Consider the following 26,394-nt stretch of genomic DNA (forward strand, 5'->3'; position numbering starts at 1 on the left):
CTGTAACTAGCGCTCAATTAGCACTGCTGTTGCGCTACTAAGTGCTGCACGACAAACGGCTGTAGCTGTTGAATGAATTTTATGTTGCCGTTGTGGTTGATATCAAGTTCTACCCAACCGTCTGTTGAAAGTTGTGATAAACGATTTATGTGTAAGGCAGTCTTTTGTTCGTAATCTGAGTTTGGCACCCAATGTCCGTTTAATTGCACAATTCCGGCTACTGTGTGCAATCGACTGATATTGAAAGGTATCACAGTGAGGTTATTTCCATTTGGTAGTTAGCTTGCCCCTTTTCACCAGAGGTAAAGCTGCCTTTGCCGTCAATATTCGCTAGCTCTCCTTGTCCTGAATTCGGCACGATGATAAAACTACTGATTGCGACGCCTTGCTTAAACTTACCGTTATGCTGCAACACGAAACTACCAGACTTGCCGTTGATAGTGACTTCGACATTTTCATAGCCACAAAATACCGCTTGGGCATCGGTTGTATAACACATAATGTACTTGGGCTGACTGACGCCCTCAAGATCACCAGAATACATTTGGGTTATACTGGCTGATGTTTGCTTTGCTCCATCTGGGTGCTGAATATCAGTGGTTTCATCCCAACTAGTTATTTGAAAAATGCCTGATATATGAAGTGTCATACCAATCTCCTTTGAGTGCACTCCTTTAAGTACCTTGTTGAGCATATATTGAGTATAAAGTTTAATCAATGCTCGACATTAAGAACCATTTACAAGTAGGATGATTAAAAATTTGCCAGCAGAGCAATAGCTGTAGGAATAATAATGGAAGATAGAAAAGTATTACTCACCGGTGGAAACTTACTTCAAGCCCATACGTGGAAAGGCTTACTCGAGACCCATGGCATTATGGTTGAACTCACGGGTGAAGCGCTTGTCGGTGGTGTTGGTGAGTTACCAACTGAAATGCAAACTGTCGATTTATGGGTGAATCAGCATCAAGTTGAAAAAGCCCGTAACTTATTAGAGTCCCATGATATGGAACGTCCACAATGGCAATGCTTACAATGCCATGAAATGAATGAGGGCAGTTTTGAATTATGCTGGCAATGCAGCTCCCCACAAAGTACTCCTCATAATTAATCTATAATCAATCATTATTCTTGATAGCAAAATTGACTAGGACAACCGAGTCAGTTAATGGGATAGTGAGTGATATTGTTCACGACTGTTTTCAGTCATTGTGATTTCTTTGAGAGTGATAAATGCAATACTTTCCATTGTTTGTGGATACAAAAGAATTAAAAGTGTTAGTGGTTGGCGCTGGTGAAGTCGCTACTCGTAAATTAGATTTACTCTCACGCACCGAAGCCCATATTGACGTTATTGCCCCTGAAATTGCTGATGAGGTCAAGGCCTATCAAAAGCGAGGTCGAATTTCATTATTTCAGCGAAGTGTCAATACGGATGATATGACAGGTTATGATTTACTTTACATGGCTACAGCTAATGCGCAGCTGAATATGGATTATGCCGTTATTGCCCGTGAAAAAGGCATTTGGGTAAATGTTGTTGATAATCCAAGCTATTGCCGTTTTATCACCCCATCGATTGTCGACAGAGGCCGATTAGTCGTTGCTATTAGTACTGCTGGGGCTGCTCCTGTATTTGCTCGTACCATTCGCTCTCGCCTTGAAACTATGTTGCCGCAATCATTGAACCCTTTATTTGATTTTGTTGCCTCAAAGCGGGTAGAAGTACAGCAGCGAATTACATCAGGTAAAGAGAGGCGCTTGTTTTGGGAACGTTTTTTTCAGCAAAATAATGACAGGTATGACACCGTCACCGAAAGTCACTATCAAGAAGCGTTTTCTCAAATATCTCATCAAGGTGAAATTCTACTGTTCAATAAACATGATGATGCCAATTTGCTGCCTATAGCGGCCATGCCATTACTGCAAAAAATTGACATTTTTTATACCGAAGCAGAGCGAGACGAGTCGACAAATACAATTAACGAGCTTGTTCGTCGAGACGCAAGTCGAGAAATCATTCCCAGTTTAAGCCAATTAGCTGAACAGTATAATCATGGTGATAAAGTATTACTGGTGGTCGACGACAGTATGTTAAACAAATTAAAGGCACATTTTCCTATGGCAAAACACCTGCAACCAGGCGCTCTTTAATCACAACTTGCCAATTATTTAGCGCTGATGATAACTGACCATGTTAATACGCTAGGTGATCGAGTCAGAGATAAGTTCAAGCCGAGTTTCATACTGAAGTTAAACAGTATAAACTCGGTTTTTTTATTTTATTGGAATCCCCATGGCGCCCAAAGCTACCGTTTATAAAGCCGCTCTTCAAATTGCTGATATGGACAGACATTATTATGCTGACCACCAGTTGACGATTGCACAACACCCTTCTGAAACTGAAAGCAGAATGATGGTACGTATTTTGGCTTTTATTATGAATGCGTCGGACTCGCTTCAATTCAGTAAAGGTTTGTGTGTTGATGATGAACCTGAGTTATGGGAAAAAAGTTTATCTGATGAAATTAACCTGTGGATTGAGTTTGGCCAGGCTGATGAAAAGTGGCTGCGTAAAGCTTGTGGCCGCTCAAAACAGGTTCAGTTAATTACTTATGCTGGCCGCAGCGTACCGATTTGGTGGCAGCAAAATGAGCAAGCATTACAACGTTATAAAAATCTGTCAGTGTTTAATATTGACGAAGAAGCCGTTAAAGCGATGGCAGTTTTTGTCAATCGCAATATGAAGTTACAAGTCAGTATCAGTGATGGCGAAATTTGGCTATCTGATGACAGTAATAGTCTGATGATCCTGCCACAACGGCTTAAATAATATCGCAGCAAATTTGGACTATAATTTGTAGGTTACCAAGTCTTTGTAAAACGACGAGCACCGATTTAATAATAACCTAGATTTATCTTAATCTAGGTTAGTTCGGATTATTAATCGATGGCCTACCAATCGAAGTAAGTGATTGTTTAATGATAACTGTGATAGCGTTAACTAACTGATTAAAGGCATATTGCAACCATATCTATATCACCTGATTCAGGGCAACTTACATTGAAACAACCTAAAAGACTCGATAACGAATTGGAATTTGTATTAGTTCAGTCTATTAAGGAAGTGACGATGAAGACGTTATCATTACATGGGGTCGATAAAATCGATCTTCTTGCCCAACCAGAAGTCTCAGAACATATTAATTTATTTTCCGCAGCAACCTCTGTATTTACCGATTTTAAATTACTCAAACCATTGGTTATTAAGTTAAACACTGCTGCAGTAGATGTTGAACACTTAATGAAGCAGTCCCATGTGAGGCTTAAAATTGTTATCGATGAAAGAGGGTACTTTATGGGCTTAGTAAGTTTACAAATGCTCCACAGTCAAGAAATGCAAAAACATGTGGCTCAAGGCTTCCCACGCGAGCAATTATTACTTTCTGACTTTATGTTGCCCAAAAGTGCGCTTAAAGCTATCCATTATGAAGATCTTCTTAATGCGAGGATCAGTGATGTGATCGAGACGCTGAAACGCTCTCAACATCAACATTGTTTGGTGGTTGATAATAAGTTGAATGTGATTAGAGGGCTTATTTCTGCAAATGACATTGTCAGAAAGCTCAAGCTTCCTATCGATGTAAATCAAAACCCAAGCTTTATGGAAATATTCGATAGCATTGAAAAAGTTAAACTTGCCAGTTAATCAGCAACGTATTGTTTTTAATGAGCAAAAATAATATCGTATTATAAAGCCCTCTAAATAAATGATTTATGCACATTAGAAAAGCGACCAAGGATGATGCTGCCGTTGCATTTGAAATTCGTAATCTTGCGATTTTAGCTCAATGTAAAGGCCACTATGAGGATGAGACTTTGCAAAAGTGGACCGAAGGCAGTCTTCCCGCACACTTTGTGACAGACTTTGCCGCTAATGGCTATGTATCCATTATGAATGACAATATTGTGGGTGTGGGGATGATAAACCTGACCACAGGTATGGTCGATGCTATGTTTGTGCGGCCAGAGTATATTGGTCAAGGGTTTGGAAAACAGATGATTCAGTACCTTGAATTACAAGCACGCAAAGCACAATGCAAAAAATTATCTTTGGATGCGTCACTCAACGCTGTCGACTTTTATCGTGCTTGCGGTTTTGAAGGACAGCGAGAGGCTATTTTTTACTCGCCTAGAGGCATTGAATTAACTTGCTTACCTATGACGAAAGCGCTCTTGTGATGAAGCGCTGTGATGAAACTGTCTTATGAAGCAGCCTGTATACTCATCATTAACCCAAAACAAAAAAAGCCTCTTAGTGAGGCTTTTTTGTTGTGGCCATATTATTATTTTACTGATGTGCGATAAGCTGTTCAAAGCCCCCGCCATTATAGGTTTGGGTAAAACCTGCTTCCACAAGGTCGTTATTGGCAATACCGCTTCTTCTTCCACTTCTGCAATACAATACAATCGCCGTATCTTTATCAAGCTTTTGTTTGGTTAATTGCTTTAGTACCAATTCAAAAGGAATGTTAATCGCTCCATCTAAATGACCAGCTGCAAACTCTTGCTCTGTACGCACGTCAATGATCATGGCGCCATTATTAATTTTATCCCAAGCGACCGCTGGAGGCATTTCATCAGCAATAGATACTGTCGACAGCACCAGTGCTAAGCCAGCGAATAGGAGTAAAGCGACTTGATTTAAAAAGCGTGTAGGGTGTTGTTGCACAATGAATCCTCTATGGTTTGTCGGTCATTGCCAACTCTGCAGCAGGCTTAGCGCCGAGTTTTTTAAATAATATTGCTGCAGGGCAAAAACCAGTAAAAGCACTTTGTAATAGATTAGCGCCTACAAATACCGTTAGCCAGATAAAATTATGATTTACCCAAGCTGTTAACGCCATTGATAGCAATACCATAAAGCCTGCAAAAGCCATAATTATGCGTTCCAAAGACATGCTTATCTCCTTAGTTTGATGGTCGATTTTTCATTACGCTGTAATACAAAATCGGAATAACAATCAGGGTGAGCAAACTGGATATAAAAATGCCAAAAATTAAGCTAATAGCTAATCCATTAAAAATGGGGTCATCAATAATGAATAAAGCCCCAATCATCGCAGCAAAAGCGGTGAGCATAATCGGTTTTGCTCTGACCGCACCAGATTGAATAACCGCTTGCTCAAGTGGTACACCTTTAGCCGTTTCTAGTTTGATAAAGTCCACCAATAGGATTGAGTTACGGACAATAATGCCTGCAAGTGCAATCATGCCTATCATCGATGGGGCTGTGAAGTGAGCACCAAGCAGCGCATGCCCTGGCATAACACCTATGATGGTTAGTGGAATAGGTGCCATGATGACCAAAGGCACTAAGTAAGATTTAAAATGTCCTACAACAAGCAAATAGATTGCAATCATGCCAATGGCATAGGCAATTCCCATGTCTCTGAAGGTTTCATAGGTAATCTTCCACTCGCCATCCCACAAAATGGCTATGGTGTCTAATCCATCTGGTTGATTGATCAAATGTTGCTGTACAGGGAAAGGATTCACGCCACTTAGATTGTCTTTTTCAATATCGGCATACATAGAGAACATGCCATATAGCGGGCTGTCTGTTGGGCCTGCCATATCAGCCACGACCATGATCATTGGCAGCATGTTTTTATGGATAATAGGGGTATTGATATTACCGTGCTCGACCTTAACTACGTCATTAAGGCGAACAGGTTCTCCGTGACTATTGTTAAGTGTTAATTGAAGAAGCTGTTGTAAATTAATTTTAGCTTGCTCAGAAGCTTGCAGCTTAATGGGAACGGGCACCTGAAAGTCTTGGTTTCGAATGTAACTAACATGTTCACCTTCTATTGCACTCGTAAGGGTGGTTACAATATCTTGATACTGTAATCCCATTAATTGCGCCTTACTTCTGTCAATATACACTCGCCATTGAGATGCTTGAGCAGGAAGGTAAATATCCACATCGACCACATGCTCAGTTTGTTCAAATCGCTGTTTAAGCTTGTTGGCTGTTTGTTCACGCAGTGCGGTTGTGGGGGCGTAAACCTCAGCCAGTATTGGTGACCAAACTGGTGGACCTGGAGGGACTTCAACAATTTTGATATTGGCTTGGTAAGGGGCACCAATGTGTTGTAATTGGCTGCGAACGGCTGTGGCAATTTGGTGGCTATCTCGGGTTCGATGAGCTTTATCGACCAAGTTGACTTGAATATCACCTAACTCTTGGCTTTGGCGCATAAAGTAATGCCTTACAAGGCCGTTAAAGTTAATTGGTGCATGCGTACCAGCGTAAAGCTGAAGGTGGTCGACTTCATCAACTGTGAGCAAGTGATCACCCAATGCTTTTAGTACTCGCTGTGTTTGTTCCACAGGCGTCCCTTCAGGCATATCGACTAAGACTTGAAACTCTGATTTATTATCAAATGGCAGCATTTTCAAAATGACTGCTTGTCCAACAGGTAATGCAACCGCTATAGCAATTAAAAAGATGATGGCACCAGTGAGTCCTAAGCGGGCTAACCTTGCTTTTTCGCCGATTAAAAACGGTGTCATCAGCCAGGTAAATAGACGCTGTAATTGACTACCTTTAGTGGATAACGGCTGCTGGTCTGCAAACTTGTTCGCCACAGGCTGTTCTGAAATAAGGTTATTCGGCTCTGAATGACTGTTATTTGGGCTAAGGTTTTCACTCAGATTTTGGCGATGGTTTGCTCCATGCCTCAATAGCTTTAAACTCAGCCAAGGGGTTACAACAAATGCAACGACTAACGAAATAAGCATCCCCATACTGGAATTTATCGGAATAGGGCTCATATAAGGCCCCATAAGGCCAGAAACAAATGCCATTGGCATAAGTGCCGCTATTACGGTAAACGTTGCTAGAATCGTCGGACCGCCAACCTCATCGACAGCTAAAGGGATAAGGTTTTTGAAGTCTTTATTGCCTAACGCCATATGACGGTGAATATTTTCAACAACGACAATGGCGTCATCGACCAATATTCCGATAGAAAAAATTAAAGCAAAAAGCGAGATTCGATTGAGGGTGAACCCCCATGCCCAAGAAGCAAATAAGGTCATGGCTAAGGTGATAATAATAGCAATGCCGACAACCATTGCTTCACGCCTTCCCATTGTTATCAGCACCAATATGACAACCGCTAAGGTAGCAAAGACTAACTTCAGTATCAGAGTATTGGCTTTATTACCTGCAGTTTCTCCGTAATTTCTTGAAACCGTGACTTCGACATTATTTGGTATCAGCAGGTTGTCGACTTTATTCAAACGTTCAAGAACTTGAGCGGTTATATCGACGGCATTCTCGCCAGTTTGTTTACCGATAGCGATAGTTACTGCAGGGTAAACACCTGACTTATCTAGATGCAGGACATGTTGAGTTGCAATATCAGTTGCTAAGTTAACCTCGGCAATGTCAGATAAATACACTGGGCTTTGATGCTCTTCTTGATTAGCCACCTTAATGACTAAATTTCTAACATCATCAGCACTTTGTAAAAACTGCCCCGTTTGTACTTTAATAAGTTGATTATTTTGGGTTAAGTCACTTGGCGATGAAATATAATTATTGCTGGTAATAACTTGCCTTAACTGGGAAAAACTAATGCCATAATGATTCATTTTAATGGGATCAAGCCTGACATTGACTGCTAGCTCTTGGCGGCCCATTGAGTAAATTTCGCGTGTGCCTTTAATGCGCTTAAATTCATTTTCAAGCTCAGTTGCCACAATGGTAAGAGATTCTGGTGTTACATTTTCATCTTTCGACCATAACGTTAATCCGACAATCGGAACATCATCGATTCCACGCGGTTTAATCAATGGTGAACCAATTCCTGCCGCTTGATTGAACTTATCTTGGTTTGATTGGAGCTGGTTGTATAAATTGACAATAGCGTGATCTCTAGGTACTCCGACATCAAATACAGCGATAATTAATGCGCCATCATTCATTGAAAAAGAGTAAAGGGTATCGATGCCTTTTAATTCAGAGATGATTTTTTCAGCCGGTAAGGTGACTTGCCTTGCTACTTCATCTGGAGTGGCACCTTGGTAAGGAATGTAGACATCAGCAAAGGTCACATCAATCTGCGGTTCTTCTTCTTTTGGTGTGACAACAATAGCGAATAAGCCCAGTAATATTGCCAGTAATGCAATTAATGGGGTCATCGCGCTTGACTGAAAAGCCTGAGCGATTTTTCCAGAAATACCAAGAGTCTGTGATTTGGTCATAACTACTTCCTGGCTTATTTATCGTTGTTGGTAGACTGGAGTATGAACTGGCTTGCTTGAGCAAGAATAATATCGCCATCCATCAATCCAGCATCAATAATTACGCTTGGGTTATCGCTACTATTAGCCATAGTTCTGACCCTGACTTGAGTCTGCACAAAGTTGTCAGCTTGCTTTATAAAGACTGCAGTGTAGTCACCCCGTCTAAAGATGGCCGATTCTGGAACGACAATGTGTGGTTGCTTTTTGCCTGAAATCGCGATTTTTACCCATTCACCCGCTGTGTATTCTGTTTCTCTAACAGGTAAATTTACTCTGATCTGGTAGGTTTGACTTGGCGACTGCAAAAATGAGAATGGAATAATATCACTTGATTGAATGATAACGCCTGAAGCTAGCTCGATAGTAACCTTAGTATCAGTTGTGACATATGATTGATATTGCTGCGGAAGCTGAAATACTGCGCGCATATCGTCGATAGCGTAGCCTGCATAAAGTGGCTGACCAACAGTAACGGTTTCGCCTTGCTCGACAAAGCGTTGTGTTACTCGTCCACTAAATGGCGCGCTCACAGTGGTGTAATTTAAGGTTTCTTTGGCGGTAATTAATTGAGCTTTTGCTGCGGAAACTGCTTGAAAGCTGGCAGTAGCATTGGCGGTGGCTTCATCCATTGCGCCTTTAGATATGGCTCCTTTGGGGAAAAGGGCCTGATAACGAGTGAACTGGGCTTGTGCTTCAATGTTTTTAGCTTCCGCTCTTGCTAATTCAGCTTCAGCAGCAGCAAAACTCGCGCCTTGTTCTTTACTGGTGATTTCTAATAATGGTGAACCCGCAGGCACTAAATCGTTAATATCGTAATGAAGCGCAAGTATTCGTCCCGCCGTTTGAGCTGATACTGTTGCGGCTTTTACCGCTTCAATTTGACCATCAAAATAGAGCTGCTGAGCCTGTTCAACAGTTCTTATTGTTAATGTCTGCATGCTGGATTGATTAGGATGGCGCTCTGAACGGATATCGTCGCTCGCTTGCGCTGGGGACAGTGAAGCGTTACCTATAAATAGCCCAATAAATAAAACCCATTTTAAAAGCATGATGACACCGTTAATAATTATCCATAAGAAAATTCTAATGGACTTTTTATGCTGTGGCAATTACTTTATGAGAAAAATCTAATGGAAGGTATCAATGTTACAAATTAAACGTAAAAAAAACGCCTAAGTAAACTTAGGCGTTTTCATCGCATTCATGTGAACGATTGAATCGTTAAATTTAGAAGTTGTAGTTGTATTGCAAAGAGAAGTAGTTAGCACCTGATTCAGTATAAGCACTGACCTGTCCAACTAATGCACTTTGCTCAAGAACATGAACTTTCTCACCGTCAACTAAGGTGTAACCAAAGTCTAGGCTAGAGTTTTGGTTGATGTTGTAAGTAAAACCAGCTGAATACCAGATACGATCTGAATCAGGAATTGATAATGATGATACTTCGCCCACTACCCCTTGGTCATTTGCGATACCCGCTCTTACTGTCCAATTCTCATTGATATCGTAAGTTGCACCAAAGCTTAAGAACCACGAGTCTTTCCAATTGTATTCTTTTAAGATTGCTTCACTTGAGCCTGCATCACCATCGACTAAACCGATGTGGTCGAATGTGCTCCATTGAGTCCATTGCGCTGTATAGTGAACAGCAAATTTTTCAGTTAACTGATGGAAACCAGCGAACTGAGCAATGTCAGCCATTGGGATTTCAATTTCATCAAAATTTTCAGCAGGTGTTAGTGGGTTCGCATTGTAAGAGATGTCACCAGAAGCTTTCATCTCAGGGCTGAAACGGTAGCTAAAGCCAAATCTGTGGTTTTCATTAATTTCGTAAGCTAAACCAATGATGCCACCTACAGCCCAGCCATCAGCATCTACATCAACAAGGTTTAAAGCAATAGGATCCATTCCTGGAGCCAGAGTTAAATCACCTGAACGGGTTAACGTACCAGAACCTTGGATGATATCTAAACCTAAACCTAAGCTTAAAGAATCGTTGATACGGTATGACATGCTTGCATTTAAGTTGATAGTGACAACTTCGGTGTTACCTAACAAATCAATAGGGGTGTTGAAGTCTTGGTTATTATTTAACTCACCAAGATCCGTGCCTGTACCGTAGTTGCTGAATGCGGCAAAACCGAAAGCGATTTTGTCATTTACTGGATTGATGTAGTAAAAGTTAGGGATAACTTTATTTTCAGCAGCATTATCTAAGCTACCTAAGTGGTTCGTGCCACCGAGTATAGTGTCATATTGAACGTCGCTAACTTCAACATTGATGTCAGCATAGGTCATGCCTACAGAAATTGCTGTTTCATCAAACAATGCCATTGCTGCCGGGTTACGTGCTAAAACTGATGCATTATCTGCAATGATTGCATCACCAGCCATTGCACGGCCAATACCTGTAGCTGATTGGCTATTAAGTTGGAATCCAGCTGCCATGGTTTGTGTGCTAGCTAATGTCACTGCCATCGCAAGCAAGGTCTTGTTGAATTTAGTCATCATTTTTTCTCATCGTTGTACGTCAGTTTATTAATTTCCTAAACGCTGCCGTTTAAGTCCCCAATTAACACCAACTTTAATAATGCGGGCATATTAGGTAACAGTTGTCATCCCTGCAACTCCGACCAGTTGCTAGTTATTGTTAACTTTAGGTTAATTGTGCATAGTCGAGTATTTCATAGAATTTGAGTAAATACTCTATAGCGCCTGAACTGTATGGGTTCTATGATTTTATTGATAAATTAAAATGTTGCTAGCTGGTTAATTTTGCAACAAGTGGGCAGCAAGATTATTTTTAAAAAAATGGTACAGATGTACGCTGAAAGACCCAATTATTGAAAACTCACAATAATTGAGTCTATTGAAGATTAAAGAGAAGCTTTGAAATTATCGAATTGAGTCTTAATGTTGTCGGTTGGAGGCGACAACTTACTGAATACAAAGCCAGCGATGCTAGCAAATAAGAATCCAGGTAGAATTTCATATAAATCGAACAATCCGCCTGACAGTTGCTTCCATATCACAACAGTTAACGCACCGACTACGATTGTCGCAATTGCACCATTTCGGCTATAGCCTTTCCAGAATAATGCTAGCAATACGACCGGTCCAAATGCCGCACCGAAACCAGCCCAAGCATAACTGACTAAATCGAGAACTTTACTGTCAGGATTTAAGGCGATGACGATAGCAATTATTGCAATGGCAAGAACGCCAAAACGACCAACTAACATGAGCTCCTTATCCGATGCTTCGGGGCGTAACCATTTGCGATAGAAGTCTTCTGTAATAACACTTGAGCATACAAGTAATTGAGAATCGATAGTACTCATAATGGCTGACAGAATTGCCGCAATTAAAATACCACCAATCCAAGGGTTGAATGCCACTTGTGCTAAATGGATAAATACGGTTTCTGAATTAGCTAAAGGGGCATCAGCAAAATAGATAGTGCCAGCAATACCAGTCGCTAACGCACCAACTAATGCTACTAGCATCCAACTCATGGCGATTCGGCGTGACAAAGGAATGTCATCAGGGCTACCAATGGCCATAAAGCGTGACAGAATATGTGGCTGACCAAAGTAACCTAAGCCCCACGCAAGCAATGACACTAAACCTATAGTGGTCATGTTGCTGTGTAGCAGCGACAGCATTTTAGGGTCTAAGGTTTCTAATGCGACTTGTGTATCTGGTTTGCTGAAAATGGCGACAGGGACAATTAATAATGCAAGTAACATTAAACAACCCTGGAAAAAATCAGTCCAACTTACAGCAAAAAAACCACCAACAAACGTGTAGGCCACGATAATAATCGAACCAATCATTAAGGCGATGGTGTAATCAAGGCCAAATATTTGTTCAAATAAAATGGCACCACCGACCATGCCTGAAGATGTATAGAAGGTGAAAAATATTAAGATAGTAAACGCAGAGACTAATTTCAAAATGCCTTTTTTATCTTCAAAGCGTTTTTCAAAAAAGTCGGGTAGGGTAAGTGCATTATCAGCTGCTTGAGTATAGATACGAAGACGTCGAGCGACGAATAGCCAATTTAACCAAGCACCGAAAACTAAACCAATGCCAATCCAGGCTTCACCTAAGCCACCTAAATAAACAGCTCCAGGTAAACCTAATAACAACCAGCCTGACATATCTGATGCACCGACACTTAATGCTGTCACTGCTGGACCCATTTTTCGGCCGCCCAGAATATAATCGTCAACGGTGTCTGTTTTGCGGTAGGCCCAATAGCCTATGCCCATCATAAGGGCGAGATAACCAATAAAGGTAATGAGGATTGGAGCTTCAATTGCCATGCTACTTCCGTATTGTTCTGATTATTGTGCGACATGCTAACAGATGTTTGACCTAGTGCACAATTTTGAAAGGAAGTGTGAAGAGTTATTGACCGGCTAGTGAAAATTCACTAGCCGTTTTGTTACTTAAAAGAGTGAATATTAAATGAAAGTTTGCTCGATTTCATTTTTCACAAATTGCAAGTCAGCATCCTGTTCACCAACGAGTAACATGAAGGTGTCTGCAGTTTGAAAACCTAAACCTTGATAGTTTTTGTCAGCGAACGATTCTTCCGTAACCATACGATTTTCAGCGGGGACAATGAAAAGTGTCACCTTACCTTGTTCGCCTTCCATGACTAAATGTAAGCTTTTAACGCCTTGGAAGTCACAGTAAGAGGTGTAATACACTTTACCTGGTTGTTGGATAAATTTCGCATTCTCTAAACCGCTAATACCTGCCAGTTTAAAATTAACGTCTTCAAAGCCGACATTTTGATCTACTGATAATGCTTTAGGCTCATGGTATACATGCTCTAATGCATGTTCCGCTAAGGCAACAGGCGTAAATCTAAGCATGCTAACACTTAAGCCAATGACGAGCGCAACGGATGCTGCCATCGCCATTAAATAACGTGTTTGCTTTTTCTGTTGCTGATGTTTACCCAATTGTTGGCGTAAAATCAGTTTCTCTGCCAGATCATCAGGCACATCGATGTTCAGTGCGCTGGTAAGCTTACTGTCTAATGCTTTCAAGTCGTTGACGAGTTTGGCATCAGACTCAGACGCTTCAATCTGGGCCAAAAATTCTTCATCTTGGCTATTTGGGTCACCATAGGCATGGCGACGAAATTTTAGATCATCCATTTGATTGACCTCTAACTTCAGGAGACTCTAAGGCGTCTTTTAATTGATTCCGGGCGCGAAATAATCGCGTCATAACAGTGTTTCTATTGAGCTCTAATAAATCAGCAATCTCTTCACCACTAAATCCACCGATAAGTTGCAGTAATAGTGGCTCTCGATACTCAACCTCTAATTGACCTATTTGCTTGCGTAACCAATATTGTTCGGTCTGCTCTTCGGTTGTGGAAGACTTTTCATCTTCTAGCAACTCTTGTTCTACGTCACTGTAATCAAACTGCTTGCGTTCAAAGCGGCGAGCATTTTCACGGCGTAAAATCGTAATGAGCCAAGCTTTAGCCGCCTTATCATCCTTTAAAGAGTCTAAAGCACGCCAAGCGCGTAGAAACGTTTCTTGAGTGACGTCTTCAGCTACATGTTTATCGCCGATTAACCAATAGGCATATCGGTAGATATCAGTATGAAGTGCCCTGACGAGGCTGTCGTATCGTCGCTGTTTAGTTAGCATGTCAGATAAGACCGTGGGTTCGGACTTTTTATTTCGCAAGCTATCGAACATTTTATGACTTATTGTTAAATATTATGTTCGATAGCTTAAAAGGTTGGCTGTGAATAGCAAGCTTATTTACTGCTATGGGTTCAAGCTACTTAAAGGTGAAACATCGCTTTGTGTTTGATTTAACTGAGTTTGCTTTATCGCATTAATCAGTTTCTGTTTATCTATCACGACACTGTTTTGGCTATATTTGGCTTGTTGCAATTGTTCAATTGCCGCTGATAACTCAGGCGATAATTTTGCTATAGCAGATAAATTTATCGGTTTATTGAACTGAGAACCATACCATTTTTGTAGTAAAGCAATCACTTTCGATACATCATTATTATCACAAGCATCTTCTATATCTTGTAAACTAATTGCCGCTTTTACAGCGCTTTGTGCTGAGGTGATATCGGCTATTTGGGACGGCTTTTGACGTCTGGCTGTTAACCAAAGCGCCAAGGTTATTAGCCATAGTGTCGCAAATAACAAGGTTAACCAAGGCCATAATCCTGCTGTTGAGGAGGTCGTTTGTGGCTGTTCTGCCACTGTAGGTTGAACAGGGTTGATAGGGGCTGAACCTGTGATGGTGACAGTTCTTGCGGGGATAGTGGCATACTGCTGCTGACGTAAGTGTGGATTCCACCACGGCACTGAAATTTCAGGCAAGGTAAAAGTACCAGGTTGGGTTGGCACTATTGCAGTGGTTAAACTGTATTGAGCTATGACTTGATTCTCACGCACAATGGTTTGTCTGACTGGTTTTTCTGGGTAGGCTTTCAAGCCTTCAGGCATCGTAATTTTTATATCTGGTAAGCTGTTACTGTCAGCATTAGAGGCGACAATATTAATGGTTCTGGTGATTGGAGTTCCAATTTCAAACGCATTATTATCATTTTCTTCTGGCCATACTTCTTTAGCAATTAATAAATCACTGACTAACCAGTCACCTTGATATTGCTGAGGAATAGGGTTAATGACAATTTGAGTGTTTTCTGCACTCGCTTGCATTGGGCGGCTTTCATTAAAACCAAACATCCCGCCACGCCTTGGAGCTTCAACTAAAATATCTCCTGAAAACCCTGCACCTTTTATAGCCAAAGTACCAGGTGTGTCAGCAATGATTGAGTAAGTACGTTCGATAACTCGAAATCGACGTCCATCAACAATTTCAACTGAATCTTTATCTTCACCGATTTGTTTTATTTCAGCGCCAGATATTTCAGGTGAGCTGATGACGCCTCGTTGAAGTTCAGCGGCTAAAAATAGTTTTACTTGGTATGTCACAAGTTGACCAACATAGGCTTCTTGTGTACTTAATTCGCCTTCAATAAACAAATTACGCATTTGTTGCGGTTGGCTGCCCGCTTTGGCGACGGTTAACGTAATGGGATTAGATTTTACACCTTCCATTGTAAATGGCGGAATGGTCACAGTGCCTGCATTTTTAGCCGACAATAACACTTGCCAGCGGGTTTCTTTTGTTGTGTCAAAATTAACCATCTTTGTACTGCGGCCAACGCTTGTTCGGCCGACAACAAAGTCTTTTAGTAACACAGACGTATCTAATGACCCTGCGTTTAAATCAGCATCAGCAGTGACATTTAAAACAAAATATTCACCCTGCATGACAGGGTTTCTATCAACTGTTGCTTGAATTTGACTGACTGCAAAAACTTGCCCCGTAAAAAGAATAGTAAGAAGGGCGAAAACGATTCTGTTTACCACTGTTGTGTATCCTTAGGCAATTGGCCGCTTTGGCGACGCTTTTGATATTCTAATAGCATTTTATTTCTGATAAGCACTTGCGGATCTTCACTAACGGCACGCAATGCTCTCTCTAAATCTGCTGGTAACGGTTCTTCTGTAAGCTCACTGGCTGCAACAGATTGAGCTTGACTAGGTGAATCATCAGTAGGCTCAGGTTCTGTTGTGGTTGACGTTTGCTGTGAAGCGTTATTTGTGGATTCATTTGACGCATCTTCTGAAGTCGGTTCTGGCTCTGATGGCGATTTAGCCTCCATTTTTGCATCATTATTCGCAGACTGTTTGGGATCCTCAGTAGCATTGCTTTGTGCATCTTCTTGTTCTTGGGCGTTGTCTGATTGAGCCTGATCTGATTCAGATGAATTGGCATCTTGGCCATCTTGCTCATTTTGGGACTGCTTTTGTGAAGACTGGTCTTTTGATGCGCTGTCGTCTGAGTTCTGCTGTGATTGGTCATTTGATTGACTATCATCGCTCTGATTTTGTTCAGAATCTTTGGATTGATTCTGTTGATTATTAGCATCAGAACCATCTGATTTATTGTCAGACTGGCTGTCATCATTATTTTCATTATTACTATTTTGCTGCTCTTGCTGCTGTTTCATTTGCTCAGCAATTTGCAGGTTTTTCTGCGCTTGTGGGAAGTCCGGTTGTTGTGTCAATGCTTTTTGATAGCGCGCAATAGCTTCATCTAGTTGATTGAGTTGCATCAGGCTATTGCCTTGATTATATAGCCCCTGTGCTGTGCTATCTTGCTCAAACCCTGCGAGGGCGTTTTCATAATCCCCAGCTTTATATTGGGCACTGGCTTGCCATTGAGGCTGATTAAACTTTTTAGCGGCTTGGGCAAAATCTTCTGCAGATTGCGCTTGCATAAATTGCTCGCTAGCTTGTTGATCAGAGGTTTTCCATAAATTATCCCAAGTATTAGCTTGTGCTGGCGCCGGTTGCAGCATCATACCTAATGTGAAAAACGACATAATGGGTAATAGGGTAAACCTAAAGCTTAATAACACAGGGATAAGCAACAATAATGCAATATAAGGTCCTAAATCTTGCCAAGCTTCACCTTCTAACTCAGTGGCTTTGGCATCGCCGTCATTAGCTAACCAATCTTGCAACTGAGTTAACGAACGTCCATCTGCAGTCGCCGGGATCATAATCCCACCACTAGGTTTAGCGAGTTTTTCCAGTAATGAAAAGTCAGTTTTGTCGATAACCACGTCACCGCTATTATTTCGTAAAAGTTGACCATCAGGTAATTGAATAGCCGCACCTTGTGCAGTACCAAATGCCATCACAGAAACTCGATATCGACTGCCTTCTAGTGCATTAGCTGCATCGGCATATTGCCTAGGATTCACCCCATCTGTCATTACAATAATATCGCCACTGATATGCCCACCCTGGGCTAGCAATTGCTGTGCTAGCGCGAGTGCAGAAGATAAATCTGAGCCTCTCACTGGCATGATATCTGGAGAAAGTGTTGGAAGCAGATTGAGTAAAGTTGCATTATCACGAGTTAACGGGCTAATGGTAAATGCGTCGCCAGCAAATGCGATTAAGCCTGTTTCACCTTCAGTTAAACTACCGATAAAGTCCGTTGCACGGTATTTGGCTTGAGATAAACGGTTAGGTTTTTGATCTGTGGCATACATGGATAAAGACATATCCATGATTAATACCCGGCCTTGTTCATTACTATAAACAGGTAAACTCTGTTTGTTCACAGCTGGCCCCGAAAGTGCTACGACTGCAATTATCCAACAGATAATTAATCCCCACTTAGGCTGCTTTTTAACCTGAGCACCCTCTGTAATCAGTGTTTTGGCCAAATGCGGCGCAATATATTGCTGCCAAGCTAGGTTTTGTTTTTGGCTACGCCATAGGAGCAGCCCAAGCACTAATAATGGGATAAGTAATAGTAACCACTCAGGACGAATGAAGTGTAATTCCATTATTTGCCCCCTCGTGATGATATTTTGCTAAATGAGAATTGGCTGCGAATACTTATTACGACACTCATTAAAATAGCGAATAGTAATGGCCAATAAAATAATTCACTTTTAGGGCGATAGGTGAGTTGATCGCGGCTTACGGGTTCTAGTTCATCAATTTTTTGATAAATCTGAGCCAGCTCTTCACTATTTCTTGCGCGGAAGTAGTGGCCGTTGGTCATGTCAGCTAAGTTTTGTAGTTGTTCTTCATCTAAATCAAGTGAAGGATTAACTCGTTCGGTACCAAAAATGCTGCGACGCTCTAATACTTCAGCACCGACACCGACGGTATAGATGGTAACGTTTCGTTTTGCCGCTATTCTTGCTGCGACTTCAGGTTCGATGTTGCCAGCATTATTTGAACCATCGGTGAGGAGAATTAACACACGGTTACTATCGTTGACCATATCAAAACGTCTTACAGCTAAAGCAATTGATTCGCCAATGGCAGTTTGTTTGCCCACGAGGCCAATTTCGCTGTCAGCGAGAAATTGTGCAACAGAGCGTCTATCTTGAGTCAGCGGCGCTTGTAAGTATGCATGATCGGCAAACAGGATGAGACCGAGTCGATCGCCATTACGGCGTTCAATAAAGTCACCAATAACATGTTTAATTAAGGTGAGTCGATCGACTGTTTTACCATTAATCACCATATCTTCAATTTGCATACTGCCAGATAAGTCCACTGCCAGCATGACATCTCGCCCCTCAGAGGGTAGCTCGATTGGCTCACCGAGCCATTGTGGTCTAATTAATGCGCAAATTAAACATAACCACATGAACCAATAGGCTTTTCTATTAGGTTTTTTAGGCGTGCTAGATACCGATATTTGAGCTTCACTGATGCCTGGAAGTTGTAAATGACCACCAGTATTCTTGCTAACTTGTTTAGATTTAATAAAAAACGGTAATGGTAAAAGCAATAACAACCAAGGCCATGTTATTGAGAACATGAGTCCTCCTTGTCATTTTGCTTTGCTACCATAGATGGCGGTAATTCGTTAGGGTTAAACGCTGTTAAGCGGGCTGATTTGGCAAGAAAAACATGAGCAAGCTGTTGCAATTGCTTCGTTTCTGCTTGGGATAAGCCTTGCGATTGGTATCGTTTATTGAGCAATAATCCAATTTGACCGTGATGCTGTTTTGGTAAGCGTAGTTCTAGCCAAGCAAACCAGTGGTTGCCGTCAAGTTTGGCAAAATCTTGTCGTGGGAAATAACTCATCGCTGTTCGTTTAAGTAGGCTATTCACTTCAGTTGCATACTGTGGGCTGGCAATATCTAATTGGTTTAATACATCTAAAGCCGCTTTTCTTGGAGCATGGTACTGTTTATCTCGTTTAAGCTTAACCACCATTGCTATGGTGATACCGATGACGAGTGCGGCAAGTATCCAATAACCTGGCGCCATTGGCCATTGAGAAATTTGCTGAGGCAGCACGATATCTTCTAATTGCATTAAAGCTGGATTTGCTTGAGCTGAATTCATTTAGCGTAGTACTTCCAATTGGTCACTTAATCGTTTCCCTGCGTCAATAAATCGTGTGGGTACTTTAATCATCTTCATTAAATCAATAAATTGTTGTTGATTTTTAAGTTGGTTTTCAAGCCAAGTCTCATAACTATGACGAGTTAATGTTAGTTGCTGCTTTCCATCACGTACTGGCAATGAAAAGCGCTTTGGAAGTGCTAGCGTGCCTTGTCTTAATGGATCACTAATGACAAATGCTCCGACATCGCAATGGCGTTTGAGTTCAGTTAATGCGGCTAAACATTCTTGAGTAAAATGTTGGCCATCGGTAATAATCCATACTAATGAGCCTGGTTTAGCGATACGTTGCAAGCGTTGGCAAGCACGGAGTATGTGTTGAGGATCATGGGGTAGCTCATCAAAATGATTTAACTGATTACCATGTACCTTCATTAAGGCTGATGTTAACTGCAATATACCTTGTCGACGGCTTCGAGGCTTGAGCTCGAGATGTTCAGTTTCACTTGCTATGAATGCACCTAGTCGATCGCCATGATTAATCGCATTCCAACCTAGTGTTGCTGCCACATGTGCAGCTTGTACTGATTGCATTAATAGGCGTGAACCAAAAAACAAGCTATGACTAAGGTCAATGAAGAGAATAATAGGGCGTTCACGTTCTTCTACAAAAAGTTTTGTGTGCGCTTTTCCTGTCCTTGCCGTTACTCGCCAGTCAATGGTTCTGACGTCATCGCCATTTTGATAATGACGAACTTCAGCAAACTCCATTCCGCGACCTTTTATCAAGCTACTTCTGTGTCCTGCTTGACTTGCTTTAGCACGGCTGCGTTTATCGGGCATTGCACGAGCTGTGCTTTGACAGCTGAATAGCTCTTGCTCGGTCAAATTGACCCCATTACTGAATAACGGTAACGGGGAAACTTGTGCTTGTTCAAATGGCATCTTTGCAGTCCGGGTTTAAGGTACAGCCACTTGGCTTAAAATATGGCTAATGACATGATCTGCATTAATTCCTTCAGCTTGTGCTTGATAACTTAATAATAAACGGTGTCTTAGCACATTCGGAGCAACTGCTTGGATATCCTCAGGTGAGACATAATCACGTTCTTGTAGCCACGCTCTAGCTCGAGCACATCGCTCTAATGATATTGAAGCACGAGGGCTGACGCCATATTCTAACCATTTAGCTAACTCTGGACTGTAGCGCTCAGGTTGGCGTGTCGCCATAATTATCTCAACAATGTAACTTTCTAGCGGCTCTGCTAGATAAAGCTCCATGGCTTGATCGCGTGCGGCAAATACATCTGACTGGGCGACAGGCTCAATAGTCGGTAATGTTTGAGTAATCGCTTCTTTGCGCGATTGTCTTAAAATTTCACGCTCAGTATCGGCACTTGGATAATCCAGATTTAAATGCATCAAGAAGCGATCAAGTTGTGCTTCAGGAAGTGGGTAAGTCCCTTCGTTTTCAAGTGGGTTTTGCGTTGCCATGACTAAAAACAAATTTGGTAGGGGGTAACTGTTTTTACCCACCGTAACTTGGCCTTCTGCCATTGCCTCAAGTAACGCCGATTGCACTTTTGCTGGCGCACGGTTAATTTCGTCAGCCAAAATGAGGTTATGGAATATAGGCCCTGCTTCAAATTCAAATGTGGCTGTTTGCGCACGGTAAATATCGGTACCGGTTAAATCTGCAGGTAATAAGTCCGGAGTAAACTGAATACGGTGGAAATCACCTTCAACGCCATCACATAATGCTTTCACTGCACGTGTTTTTGCAAGACCTGGCGGGCCCTCAACTAATAAGTGTCCATCTGCAATCAATGCAATCAGTAGGTTTTCAGTTAATACAGGTTGTCCCAAAATGACGTTGTCTAAATAGGCACGTAAAGAATGAAATCGACTCAAAGGCATGATGATACTCAATTAATTTCAGAAATTTATCTAATTAAACCTATGTTAATGAATTTCATTAGCCTTTGGCTAGTAGCATTAACAGATTTTCATTTTTAATTAATTCTGAGTGATATTTTGTGAATTTATTCATTGGGAAAGAGCAAATAAAGCGAACTTTGGAATATTTTAAAGTTAATGCTCTATATTTTAATCGTATGATTATTAATGATTATTTATTGGTTCAGTCAGTGCTTTTGATGATAATTACTGCTATTTTTCATACGGATGTTTAAAACTTCGCAATTAAAAGTTAGAATCAGATCACACTTTTATGGTCAGACCAGATCTGTCTGACATAATTTAAGTATTCACTGACAAGCCAGATAAGGCTAAACAATTAAAAGAGGGTGAACAATGAGTGATAGACAACAAGTAACCAACGCTCGTGGGGAGCGTATCGCTATTGTGGCGGGTCTTCGAACCCCGTTTGCAAAGCAAGCAACTGCTTTTCACGGTGTATCAGCACTGGATATGGGCAAAATGGTGGTTAATGAATTGCTGTCTCGCTCAGAACTTGACCCTAAAACAATTGAGCAACTGGTATATGGTCAGGTTGTTCAAATGCCTGCAGCGCCAAATATTGCACGTGAGATTGTACTGGGAACGGGTATGGATGTCTCAACAGATGCGTACAGTGTGACTAGAGCTTGTGCCACAAGTTTTCAATCAGCGGTCAATGTTGCTGAATCGATTATGACTGGTAATGTTGAAATCGGTATTGCTGGTGGTGCAGACTCCTCGTCAGTTTTACCTATTGGCGTTTCAAAAAAACTGGCACATGCCTTAGTTGATTTAAATAAAGCACGTACCTTTAAACAAAAGTTTGCCATTGCACGTCGACTCGGTTTAAAAGACTTAATGCCAGTACCTCCGGCGGTTGCTGAGTACTCAACTGGGTTATCAATGGGCCAAACAGCTGAACAAATGGCAAAAACATACGGTATTAGCCGAGCTGATCAAGATGCGCTAGCACACCGTTCTCATACGCTTGCAACTGAAACATGGAATTCAGGTAATCTTGCTGATGAGGTAATGACAGCCCATGTTCCTCCTTACAAGCAGTTTATTGATCGTGATAATAATATTCGTGAAAACTCAGTATTAGAGTCTTATGCCAAATTACGTCCAGCCTTTGACCGTAAATACGGCTCTGTAACAGCTGCAAACAGTACACCATTAACCGACGGCGCTTCTGCCGTTATTCTAATGAGCGAAGGCCGTGCTAAAGCATTGGGTTACGAGCCTATCGGTTATATTAAAAGTTATGCATTTACTGCAATTGATGTGTGGCAAGACATGTTGATGGGACCTTCATACGCAACACCATTAGCACTAAAGCGTGCTGGCATGGAGTTAGAAGATTTAACATTAATTGAAATGCATGAAGCATTTGCAGCACAAACATTAGCCAATATGCAAATGTTTGGTTCTAAGAAATTTGCGGAAGAAAAGCTAGGTAGAAATCGCGCCATTGGTGAGATTGATATGAGCAAGTTTAATGTATTAGGTGGTTCTCTTGCTTATGGACATCCATTTGCAGCAACTGGAACACGTTTAATTACCCAAGTATGTCGTGAACTTAAACGTCGTGGCGGTGGTACTGGTTTGGCTACAGCATGTGCTGCTGGTGGTCTTGGCGCAGCAATGATTGTAGAAGTGGAGTAATTCTGATGGAAAAGACATTTAATTTATCTCGCCGCGAAGACGGAATAGCAGTGTTAACAATGGATGTTCCTGGTGAAACCATGAACACCTTAAAAGCAGAATTTGGTCCAGAAATCAGTGAAATACTAGCTGAAATCAAACATGATGCCAGTGTGAAAGGGCTTGTGGTTATCTCGGGTAAAGCTGACTCATTTGTTGCTGGTGCAGATATCAGCATGTTAGATGCATGCACTAGCGTTGCAGCTGCTAAAGAGCTGTCTCAGCAAGGGCATGTTGTATTCAATGAGCTTGAAAATTTATCGATTCCTGTCGTAGCAGCTATCAATGGTGCATGTCTAGGTGGCGGCTTAGAATTAGCGTTAGCGTGTCATTTACGTGTTTGTACTGATGACAAAAAAACCATCATGGGTGTGCCGGAAGTGCAACTTGGTTTACTGCCTGGTGGTGGGGGAACACAACGTTTACCGAGAAAAGTCGGTATTACCACTGCACTTGATATGATGCTAACAGGCAAACAAATTCGCCCTAAACAAGCACTTAAAATGGCATTGGTTGATGACGTAGTACCTGAGTCTATTTTATTAGAAACTGCTATTGCAATGGCCAAAAAAGGTAAGTCAGCAGCAAAAGTCGCTAAGAAAAGCGCATTAAATAAGGTGCTTGAATCAACAAGCGCAACTCGCGATATCATTTTTGATCAAGCTGCAAAACAAGTCCTTAAAAAGACCCAAGGTAATTACCCAGCGCCAGCCAAAATTATTGACTGTGTTAAACAAGGCATGAATAAAGGCATGATTAAAGGGCTTGAAGTTGAAGCCAGTCATTTTGCCGAATTAGTCATGTCATCAGAGTCAGAAGCACTTCGCAGCATTTTCTTTGCTACGACAGAAATGAAAAAAGAAACAGGTGCCGATGGAGCTGAGCCGCGTAAGGTTAATAAAGCCTTAGTTATCGGTGGTGGTTTGATGGGAGGCGGTATTGCTTCTGTGACAACGACTAAAGCTAAAATCCCTGCACGTGTGAAAGACATTAATGAAAAAGGGTTAAGTAACGCGTTAGCTTATGCTTATAAATTATTGGCTAAAGGCGTTAAGCGTCGTCATATGACTCCAGCTGTTAGAGATAATTTAATGGCATTGATGACGACAACGACTGAATATAAAGGTGTTAAGGATGCCGATATTGTCGTTGAAGCCGTCTTTGAAGATTTAGCTCTTAAGCATCAAATGGTAAAAGATGTTGAGCGTGAATGTCATGAAAATACTATTTTCGCTTCAAATACGTCTTCGTTACCGATTGGACAGATTGCAGAGGCAGCTTCCCGTCCTGAAAACGTGATTGGTCTTCATTATTTTTCACCTGTTGAAAAAATGCCGCTGGTCGAGGTGATTGCCCATAAAACGACATCACCAGAGACGATTGCAACTACGGTTGCATTTGCGCGTAAGCAAGGCAAAACCCCGATTGTTGTTCAAGACGGTGCAGGTTTTTATGTGAACCGTATTCTTGCTTTATACATGAATGAAGCCGCTCAAGTTTTATTGTCTGGCGAAAAAGTAGAAAGTTTAGATAAAGCCCTCGTAAAATTTGGTTTCCCTGTGGGACCCATTACATTATTAGATGAAGTCGGAATAGATGTTGGAGCTAAAATTGCGCCGATCTTAACCCAAGAGTTAGGTGAAAGGTTCAAAGCCCCAGATGCGTTTGACAAGTTGTTAGCAGACGATCGAAAAGGTCGTAAAAATGGCAAGGGCTTTTATCAATATGGTAATAAGAAGTCTAAAGCTAAATTGGTTGATGAGTCCGTTTATCAGGTACTTGGTGTCAATAATCAATCTACTGGTTCGGGTAGTGATATTGCCATGCGCTGCGTGGTCCAAATGCTCAATGAGGCCGTTCGCTGTTTAGATGAGGGTATTATTGCCAGTGCTCGTGATGGTGATATTGGCGCAATCTTCGGGATTGGGTTCCCACCTTTCTTAGGCGGTCCATTTAAATACATGGACAGTATGGGAATCGCTAACTTAGTGTCAAAATTACGTCAGTATCAACAACAACATGGCGATAGATTCGAACCTTGTGAAAGGTTGGTCAACATGGCTGAGTCAGGCAGCACTTTCTATTAGCAGTAAGTCATACTTTATGGTTGATTAAAATTAACAAAGCGGCAACAAATTGCCGCTTTTTCATTCTAAAGTGGCATGTTTTAGCCTAATAAATAGCCTATATGTCTATTTTTTACTTTCCAGTATAATAGTCTTATTTGCTACTCTTATAGCTAACAGCTTAGTTCTTGGTTATAATATCGCCGTTATTGGCAGGGTGAGATAGCTGATAAAGAATTAAAAAAAATGGAATGTTGTTAACTGAATAAATTATTGAGGTTTCAGTGATATTTCTACTCTTGTTGATTTCGTGTTTATCAGGATATTTTCTGGGTAATCAAGCTTTTGTCAATGGGATGGCTGTTAAAAGATGGTCTGTAGCTGGAATGCTTATGGGGCCGCTTGCTTATCCATTATTCAATAGTCATAAGTATTTATTAACCAAGAAGATATCTAACCCAAATGAACATAAACGTTCATTTTAAATAGATGTAGATCTAAAAAAAGGGAGCGTAAGCTCCCTTTTTTATTGTCTGTATGAAGTGGCTAAATGCAGTATTAGCTCCACCAAGCTTTTGCTGGAATCACTTCTAAGTGCTCTAGCCCTTCTGGCAACTTAACTCTTTTACGTTGTGGTTTCGCAATGCCAAGTACTTTCTTTAAAGAATTAAACATAATGAATCTCCTAAGCGATGCTTGAGTTGCTGAACTTAATGTTTGGCAGGCCAGCGACTTGTGTTTCAGTAAACTTGATATTTGGTAGGCCTGCGACTTGTGTGTCTACAAACTTGATGTTCGGTAGGCCTGCGACTTGTGTGTCTACAAACTTGATGTTCGGTAGGCCTGCGACTTGTGTGTCTACAAACTTGATGTTTGGCAGACCAGCGACTTGAGTCTCTGTAAACTTGATGTTTGGCAGACCAGCGACTTGTGTTTCAGTAAACTTGATGTTTGGTAGGCCTGCGACTTGTGTGTCTACAAACTTGATGTTTGGCAGGCCTGCGACTTGTGTGTCTACAAACTTGATGTTTGGCAGGCCAGCGACTTGTGTGTCTACAAACTTGATGTTTGGTAGACCAGCAACTTGGGTATCAACAAACTTGATGTTTGGCAGGCCAGCGACTTGTGTATCTACAAACTTGATGTTTGGTAGACCAGCAACTTGAGTATCAACAAACTTGATGTTTGGTAAACCAGCAACTTGGGTATCTACAAACTTGATGTTTGGTAGACCAGCAACTTGTGTATCAACAAACTTGATATTTGGTAAACCAGCAACTTGGGTATCAACAAACTTGATGTTTGGTAAACCAGCAACTTGTGTATCTACAAACTTGATGTTTGGTAGACCAGCAACTTGGGTATCAACAAACTTGATGTTTGGTAA

24 protein-coding genes are annotated in these 26,394 nt (G+C 41.4%); 7 read left to right on the forward strand and 17 right to left on the reverse strand.

Annotation, left to right across the window (positions count from 1 at the left end; translation table 11 throughout):
* Nucleotides 1-17 precede the first annotated feature (17 nt).
* A complete protein-coding gene (locus tag AN944_RS18790; protein ID WP_055026181.1) occupies nt 18-254 on the reverse strand; it encodes a hypothetical protein in 237 nt (78 codons plus the stop codon).
* Complete coding sequence (locus tag AN944_RS18795; protein ID WP_055026182.1) at nt 251-649, reverse strand: DUF3224 domain-containing protein; 399 nt, start codon at nt 647-649, stop codon at nt 251-253. Before AN944_RS18795 ends, AN944_RS18790 begins: the two co-directional genes overlap by 4 nt.
* A gap of 144 nt (nt 650-793) precedes the next feature.
* Between AN944_RS18795 and AN944_RS18800 the strand changes: the two genes are divergently transcribed.
* The 5 genes from AN944_RS18800 (at nt 794) to AN944_RS18820 (ending at nt 4,242) form a co-directional block, all read left to right on the forward strand.
* Entirely contained in the window at nt 794-1,111 is a 318-nt protein-coding gene (locus tag AN944_RS18800; RefSeq protein ID WP_055026183.1) for a DUF2007 domain-containing protein, read from the forward strand.
* 122 nt (nt 1,112-1,233) lie between these two features.
* Nucleotides 1,234-2,154 (forward strand): bifunctional precorrin-2 dehydrogenase/sirohydrochlorin ferrochelatase, encoded by a 921-nt coding sequence (locus AN944_RS18805; protein WP_055026184.1) that lies wholly within the window; start codon nt 1,234-1,236, stop codon nt 2,152-2,154.
* Nucleotides 2,155-2,296: 142 nt separating this feature from the next.
* A complete protein-coding gene (locus tag AN944_RS18810; protein ID WP_055026185.1) occupies nt 2,297-2,833 on the forward strand; it encodes a YaeQ family protein in 537 nt (178 codons plus the stop codon).
* Nucleotides 2,834-3,133: 300 nt separating this feature from the next.
* On the forward strand, nt 3,134-3,709 hold the full coding sequence (locus AN944_RS18815) for a CBS domain-containing protein (protein ID WP_144430227.1): 576 nt from the start codon (nt 3,134-3,136) through the stop codon (nt 3,707-3,709).
* 68 nt (nt 3,710-3,777) lie between these two features.
* Nucleotides 3,778-4,242, forward strand: coding sequence for a GNAT family N-acetyltransferase (locus AN944_RS18820; RefSeq protein ID WP_055026186.1), 465 nt, complete (start codon nt 3,778-3,780; stop codon nt 4,240-4,242).
* 109 nt (nt 4,243-4,351) lie between these two features.
* On the opposite strand, the gene AN944_RS18825 is transcribed toward AN944_RS18820, so the two are convergent.
* From AN944_RS18825 to AN944_RS18890, 14 genes are all read right to left on the reverse strand, one after another.
* A complete protein-coding gene (locus AN944_RS18825; RefSeq protein WP_225442080.1) occupies nt 4,352-4,732 on the reverse strand; it encodes a rhodanese-like domain-containing protein in 381 nt (126 codons plus the stop codon).
* Nucleotides 4,733-4,742: 10 nt separating this feature from the next.
* Nucleotides 4,743-4,961 (reverse strand): DUF2892 domain-containing protein, encoded by a 219-nt coding sequence (locus tag AN944_RS18830; protein WP_055026188.1) that lies wholly within the window; start codon nt 4,959-4,961, stop codon nt 4,743-4,745.
* 10 nt (nt 4,962-4,971) lie between these two features.
* Complete coding sequence (locus AN944_RS18835; RefSeq protein WP_055026189.1) at nt 4,972-8,277, reverse strand: efflux RND transporter permease subunit; 3,306 nt, start codon at nt 8,275-8,277, stop codon at nt 4,972-4,974.
* A gap of 14 nt (nt 8,278-8,291) precedes the next feature.
* The gene (locus AN944_RS18840) at nt 8,292-9,368 is read right to left on the reverse strand and encodes an efflux RND transporter periplasmic adaptor subunit (RefSeq protein WP_055026190.1); all 1,077 of its coding nucleotides are present in this window, start codon (nt 9,366-9,368) and stop codon (nt 8,292-8,294) included.
* Nucleotides 9,369-9,546: 178 nt separating this feature from the next.
* Nucleotides 9,547-10,827 (reverse strand): OmpP1/FadL family transporter, encoded by a 1,281-nt coding sequence (locus AN944_RS18845; RefSeq protein ID WP_055026206.1) that lies wholly within the window; start codon nt 10,825-10,827, stop codon nt 9,547-9,549.
* A 368-nt stretch (nt 10,828-11,195) separates the two neighbouring features.
* On the reverse strand, nt 11,196-12,647 hold the full coding sequence (gene putP / locus AN944_RS18850; RefSeq protein ID WP_055026191.1) for a sodium/proline symporter PutP: 1,452 nt from the start codon (nt 12,645-12,647) through the stop codon (nt 11,196-11,198).
* A gap of 141 nt (nt 12,648-12,788) precedes the next feature.
* Nucleotides 12,789-13,493 (reverse strand): DUF3379 domain-containing protein, encoded by a 705-nt coding sequence (locus AN944_RS18855; RefSeq protein ID WP_055026192.1) that lies wholly within the window; start codon nt 13,491-13,493, stop codon nt 12,789-12,791.
* Nucleotides 13,486-14,049 (reverse strand): sigma-70 family RNA polymerase sigma factor, encoded by a 564-nt coding sequence (locus AN944_RS18860; protein ID WP_055026193.1) that lies wholly within the window; start codon nt 14,047-14,049, stop codon nt 13,486-13,488. The genes AN944_RS18855 and AN944_RS18860 overlap by 8 nt, the downstream gene beginning before the upstream one ends.
* A gap of 72 nt (nt 14,050-14,121) precedes the next feature.
* Nucleotides 14,122-15,756: a BatD family protein gene (locus tag AN944_RS18865; RefSeq protein WP_055026194.1), complete on the reverse strand. Its 1,635-nt coding sequence runs from the start codon at nt 15,754-15,756 to the stop codon at nt 14,122-14,124.
* Complete coding sequence (locus AN944_RS18870; protein WP_055026195.1) at nt 15,750-17,753, reverse strand: VWA domain-containing protein; 2,004 nt, start codon at nt 17,751-17,753, stop codon at nt 15,750-15,752. The genes AN944_RS18865 and AN944_RS18870 overlap by 7 nt, the downstream gene beginning before the upstream one ends.
* Nucleotides 17,753-18,745, reverse strand: a complete 993-nt coding sequence (locus AN944_RS18875; protein WP_055026196.1) for a VWA domain-containing protein — start codon at nt 18,743-18,745, stop codon at nt 17,753-17,755. Before AN944_RS18875 ends, AN944_RS18870 begins: the two co-directional genes overlap by 1 nt.
* A complete protein-coding gene (locus tag AN944_RS18880) occupies nt 18,733-19,278 on the reverse strand; it encodes a DUF4381 domain-containing protein (protein ID WP_082420061.1) in 546 nt (181 codons plus the stop codon). Before AN944_RS18880 ends, AN944_RS18875 begins: the two co-directional genes overlap by 13 nt.
* Nucleotides 19,279-20,223 carry a DUF58 domain-containing protein gene (locus AN944_RS18885; RefSeq protein WP_055026197.1) on the reverse strand — a complete coding sequence of 315 codons (945 nt, stop codon included), beginning with the start codon at nt 20,221-20,223 and terminating at the stop codon, nt 19,279-19,281.
* Between the two features lie 15 nt (nt 20,224-20,238).
* A complete protein-coding gene (locus AN944_RS18890) occupies nt 20,239-21,195 on the reverse strand; it encodes a MoxR family ATPase (protein ID WP_055026198.1) in 957 nt (318 codons plus the stop codon).
* A 396-nt stretch (nt 21,196-21,591) separates the two neighbouring features.
* On the opposite strand from AN944_RS18890, the gene fadI reads away from it, so the two are divergent.
* Entirely contained in the window at nt 21,592-22,902 is a 1,311-nt protein-coding gene (fadI, locus tag AN944_RS18895) for an acetyl-CoA C-acyltransferase FadI (RefSeq protein ID WP_055026199.1), read from the forward strand.
* Between the two features lie 5 nt (nt 22,903-22,907).
* Entirely contained in the window at nt 22,908-25,028 is a 2,121-nt protein-coding gene (fadJ, locus tag AN944_RS18900; RefSeq protein ID WP_055026200.1) for a fatty acid oxidation complex subunit alpha FadJ, read from the forward strand.
* A 664-nt stretch (nt 25,029-25,692) separates the two neighbouring features.
* Here fadJ and AN944_RS21650 read toward each other — a convergent pair.
* Nucleotides 25,693-26,394 (reverse strand): hypothetical protein (locus AN944_RS21650; protein WP_055026201.1); only part of this gene is annotated, 702 nt, incomplete at its 5' end.

The sequence above is a fragment of the Shewanella sp. P1-14-1 genome (assembly GCF_001401775.1).
Taxonomy (GTDB): Bacteria; Pseudomonadota; Gammaproteobacteria; order Enterobacterales; family Shewanellaceae; genus Shewanella; species Shewanella japonica.

Excerpts from the sequence above, each read along its gene's own strand:
- AN944_RS18890 (WP_055026198.1), bottom strand. The coding sequence starts at position 21,195 with ATGCCTTTGAGTCGATTTCATTCTTTACGTGCCTATTTAGACAACGTC.
- AN944_RS18870 (WP_055026195.1), bottom strand. The coding sequence starts at position 17,753 with ATGGAATTACACTTCATTCGTCCTGAGTGGTTACTATTACTTATCCCA.
- AN944_RS18860 (WP_055026193.1), bottom strand. The coding sequence starts at position 14,049 with ATGTTCGATAGCTTGCGAAATAAAAAGTCCGAACCCACGGTCTTATCT.
- AN944_RS18830 (WP_055026188.1), bottom strand. The coding sequence starts at position 4,961 with ATGTCTTTGGAACGCATAATTATGGCTTTTGCAGGCTTTATGGTATTG.
- AN944_RS18885 (WP_055026197.1), bottom strand. The coding sequence starts at position 20,223 with ATGCCATTTGAACAAGCACAAGTTTCCCCGTTACCGTTATTCAGTAAT.
- AN944_RS18820 (WP_055026186.1), top strand. The coding sequence starts at position 3,778 with ATGCACATTAGAAAAGCGACCAAGGATGATGCTGCCGTTGCATTTGAA.
- AN944_RS18845 (WP_055026206.1), bottom strand. The coding sequence starts at position 10,827 with ATGACTAAATTCAACAAGACCTTGCTTGCGATGGCAGTGACATTAGCT.
- AN944_RS18795 (WP_055026182.1), bottom strand. The coding sequence starts at position 649 with ATGACACTTCATATATCAGGCATTTTTCAAATAACTAGTTGGGATGAA.
- putP (WP_055026191.1), bottom strand. The coding sequence starts at position 12,647 with ATGGCAATTGAAGCTCCAATCCTCATTACCTTTATTGGTTATCTCGCC.
- AN944_RS18880 (WP_082420061.1), bottom strand. The coding sequence starts at position 19,278 with ATGAATTCAGCTCAAGCAAATCCAGCTTTAATGCAATTAGAAGATATC.
- AN944_RS18840 (WP_055026190.1), bottom strand. The coding sequence starts at position 9,368 with ATGCTTTTAAAATGGGTTTTATTTATTGGGCTATTTATAGGTAACGCT.
- AN944_RS18800 (WP_055026183.1), top strand. The coding sequence starts at position 794 with ATGGAAGATAGAAAAGTATTACTCACCGGTGGAAACTTACTTCAAGCC.
- AN944_RS18855 (WP_055026192.1), bottom strand. The coding sequence starts at position 13,493 with ATGGATGATCTAAAATTTCGTCGCCATGCCTATGGTGACCCAAATAGC.
- AN944_RS18875 (WP_055026196.1), bottom strand. The coding sequence starts at position 18,745 with ATGTTCTCAATAACATGGCCTTGGTTGTTATTGCTTTTACCATTACCG.
- fadI (WP_055026199.1), top strand. The coding sequence starts at position 21,592 with ATGAGTGATAGACAACAAGTAACCAACGCTCGTGGGGAGCGTATCGCT.
- AN944_RS18810 (WP_055026185.1), top strand. The coding sequence starts at position 2,297 with ATGGCGCCCAAAGCTACCGTTTATAAAGCCGCTCTTCAAATTGCTGAT.
- fadJ (WP_055026200.1), top strand. The coding sequence starts at position 22,908 with ATGGAAAAGACATTTAATTTATCTCGCCGCGAAGACGGAATAGCAGTG.
- AN944_RS18835 (WP_055026189.1), bottom strand. The coding sequence starts at position 8,277 with ATGACCAAATCACAGACTCTTGGTATTTCTGGAAAAATCGCTCAGGCT.
- AN944_RS18815 (WP_144430227.1), top strand. The coding sequence starts at position 3,134 with ATGAAGACGTTATCATTACATGGGGTCGATAAAATCGATCTTCTTGCC.
- AN944_RS18805 (WP_055026184.1), top strand. The coding sequence starts at position 1,234 with ATGCAATACTTTCCATTGTTTGTGGATACAAAAGAATTAAAAGTGTTA.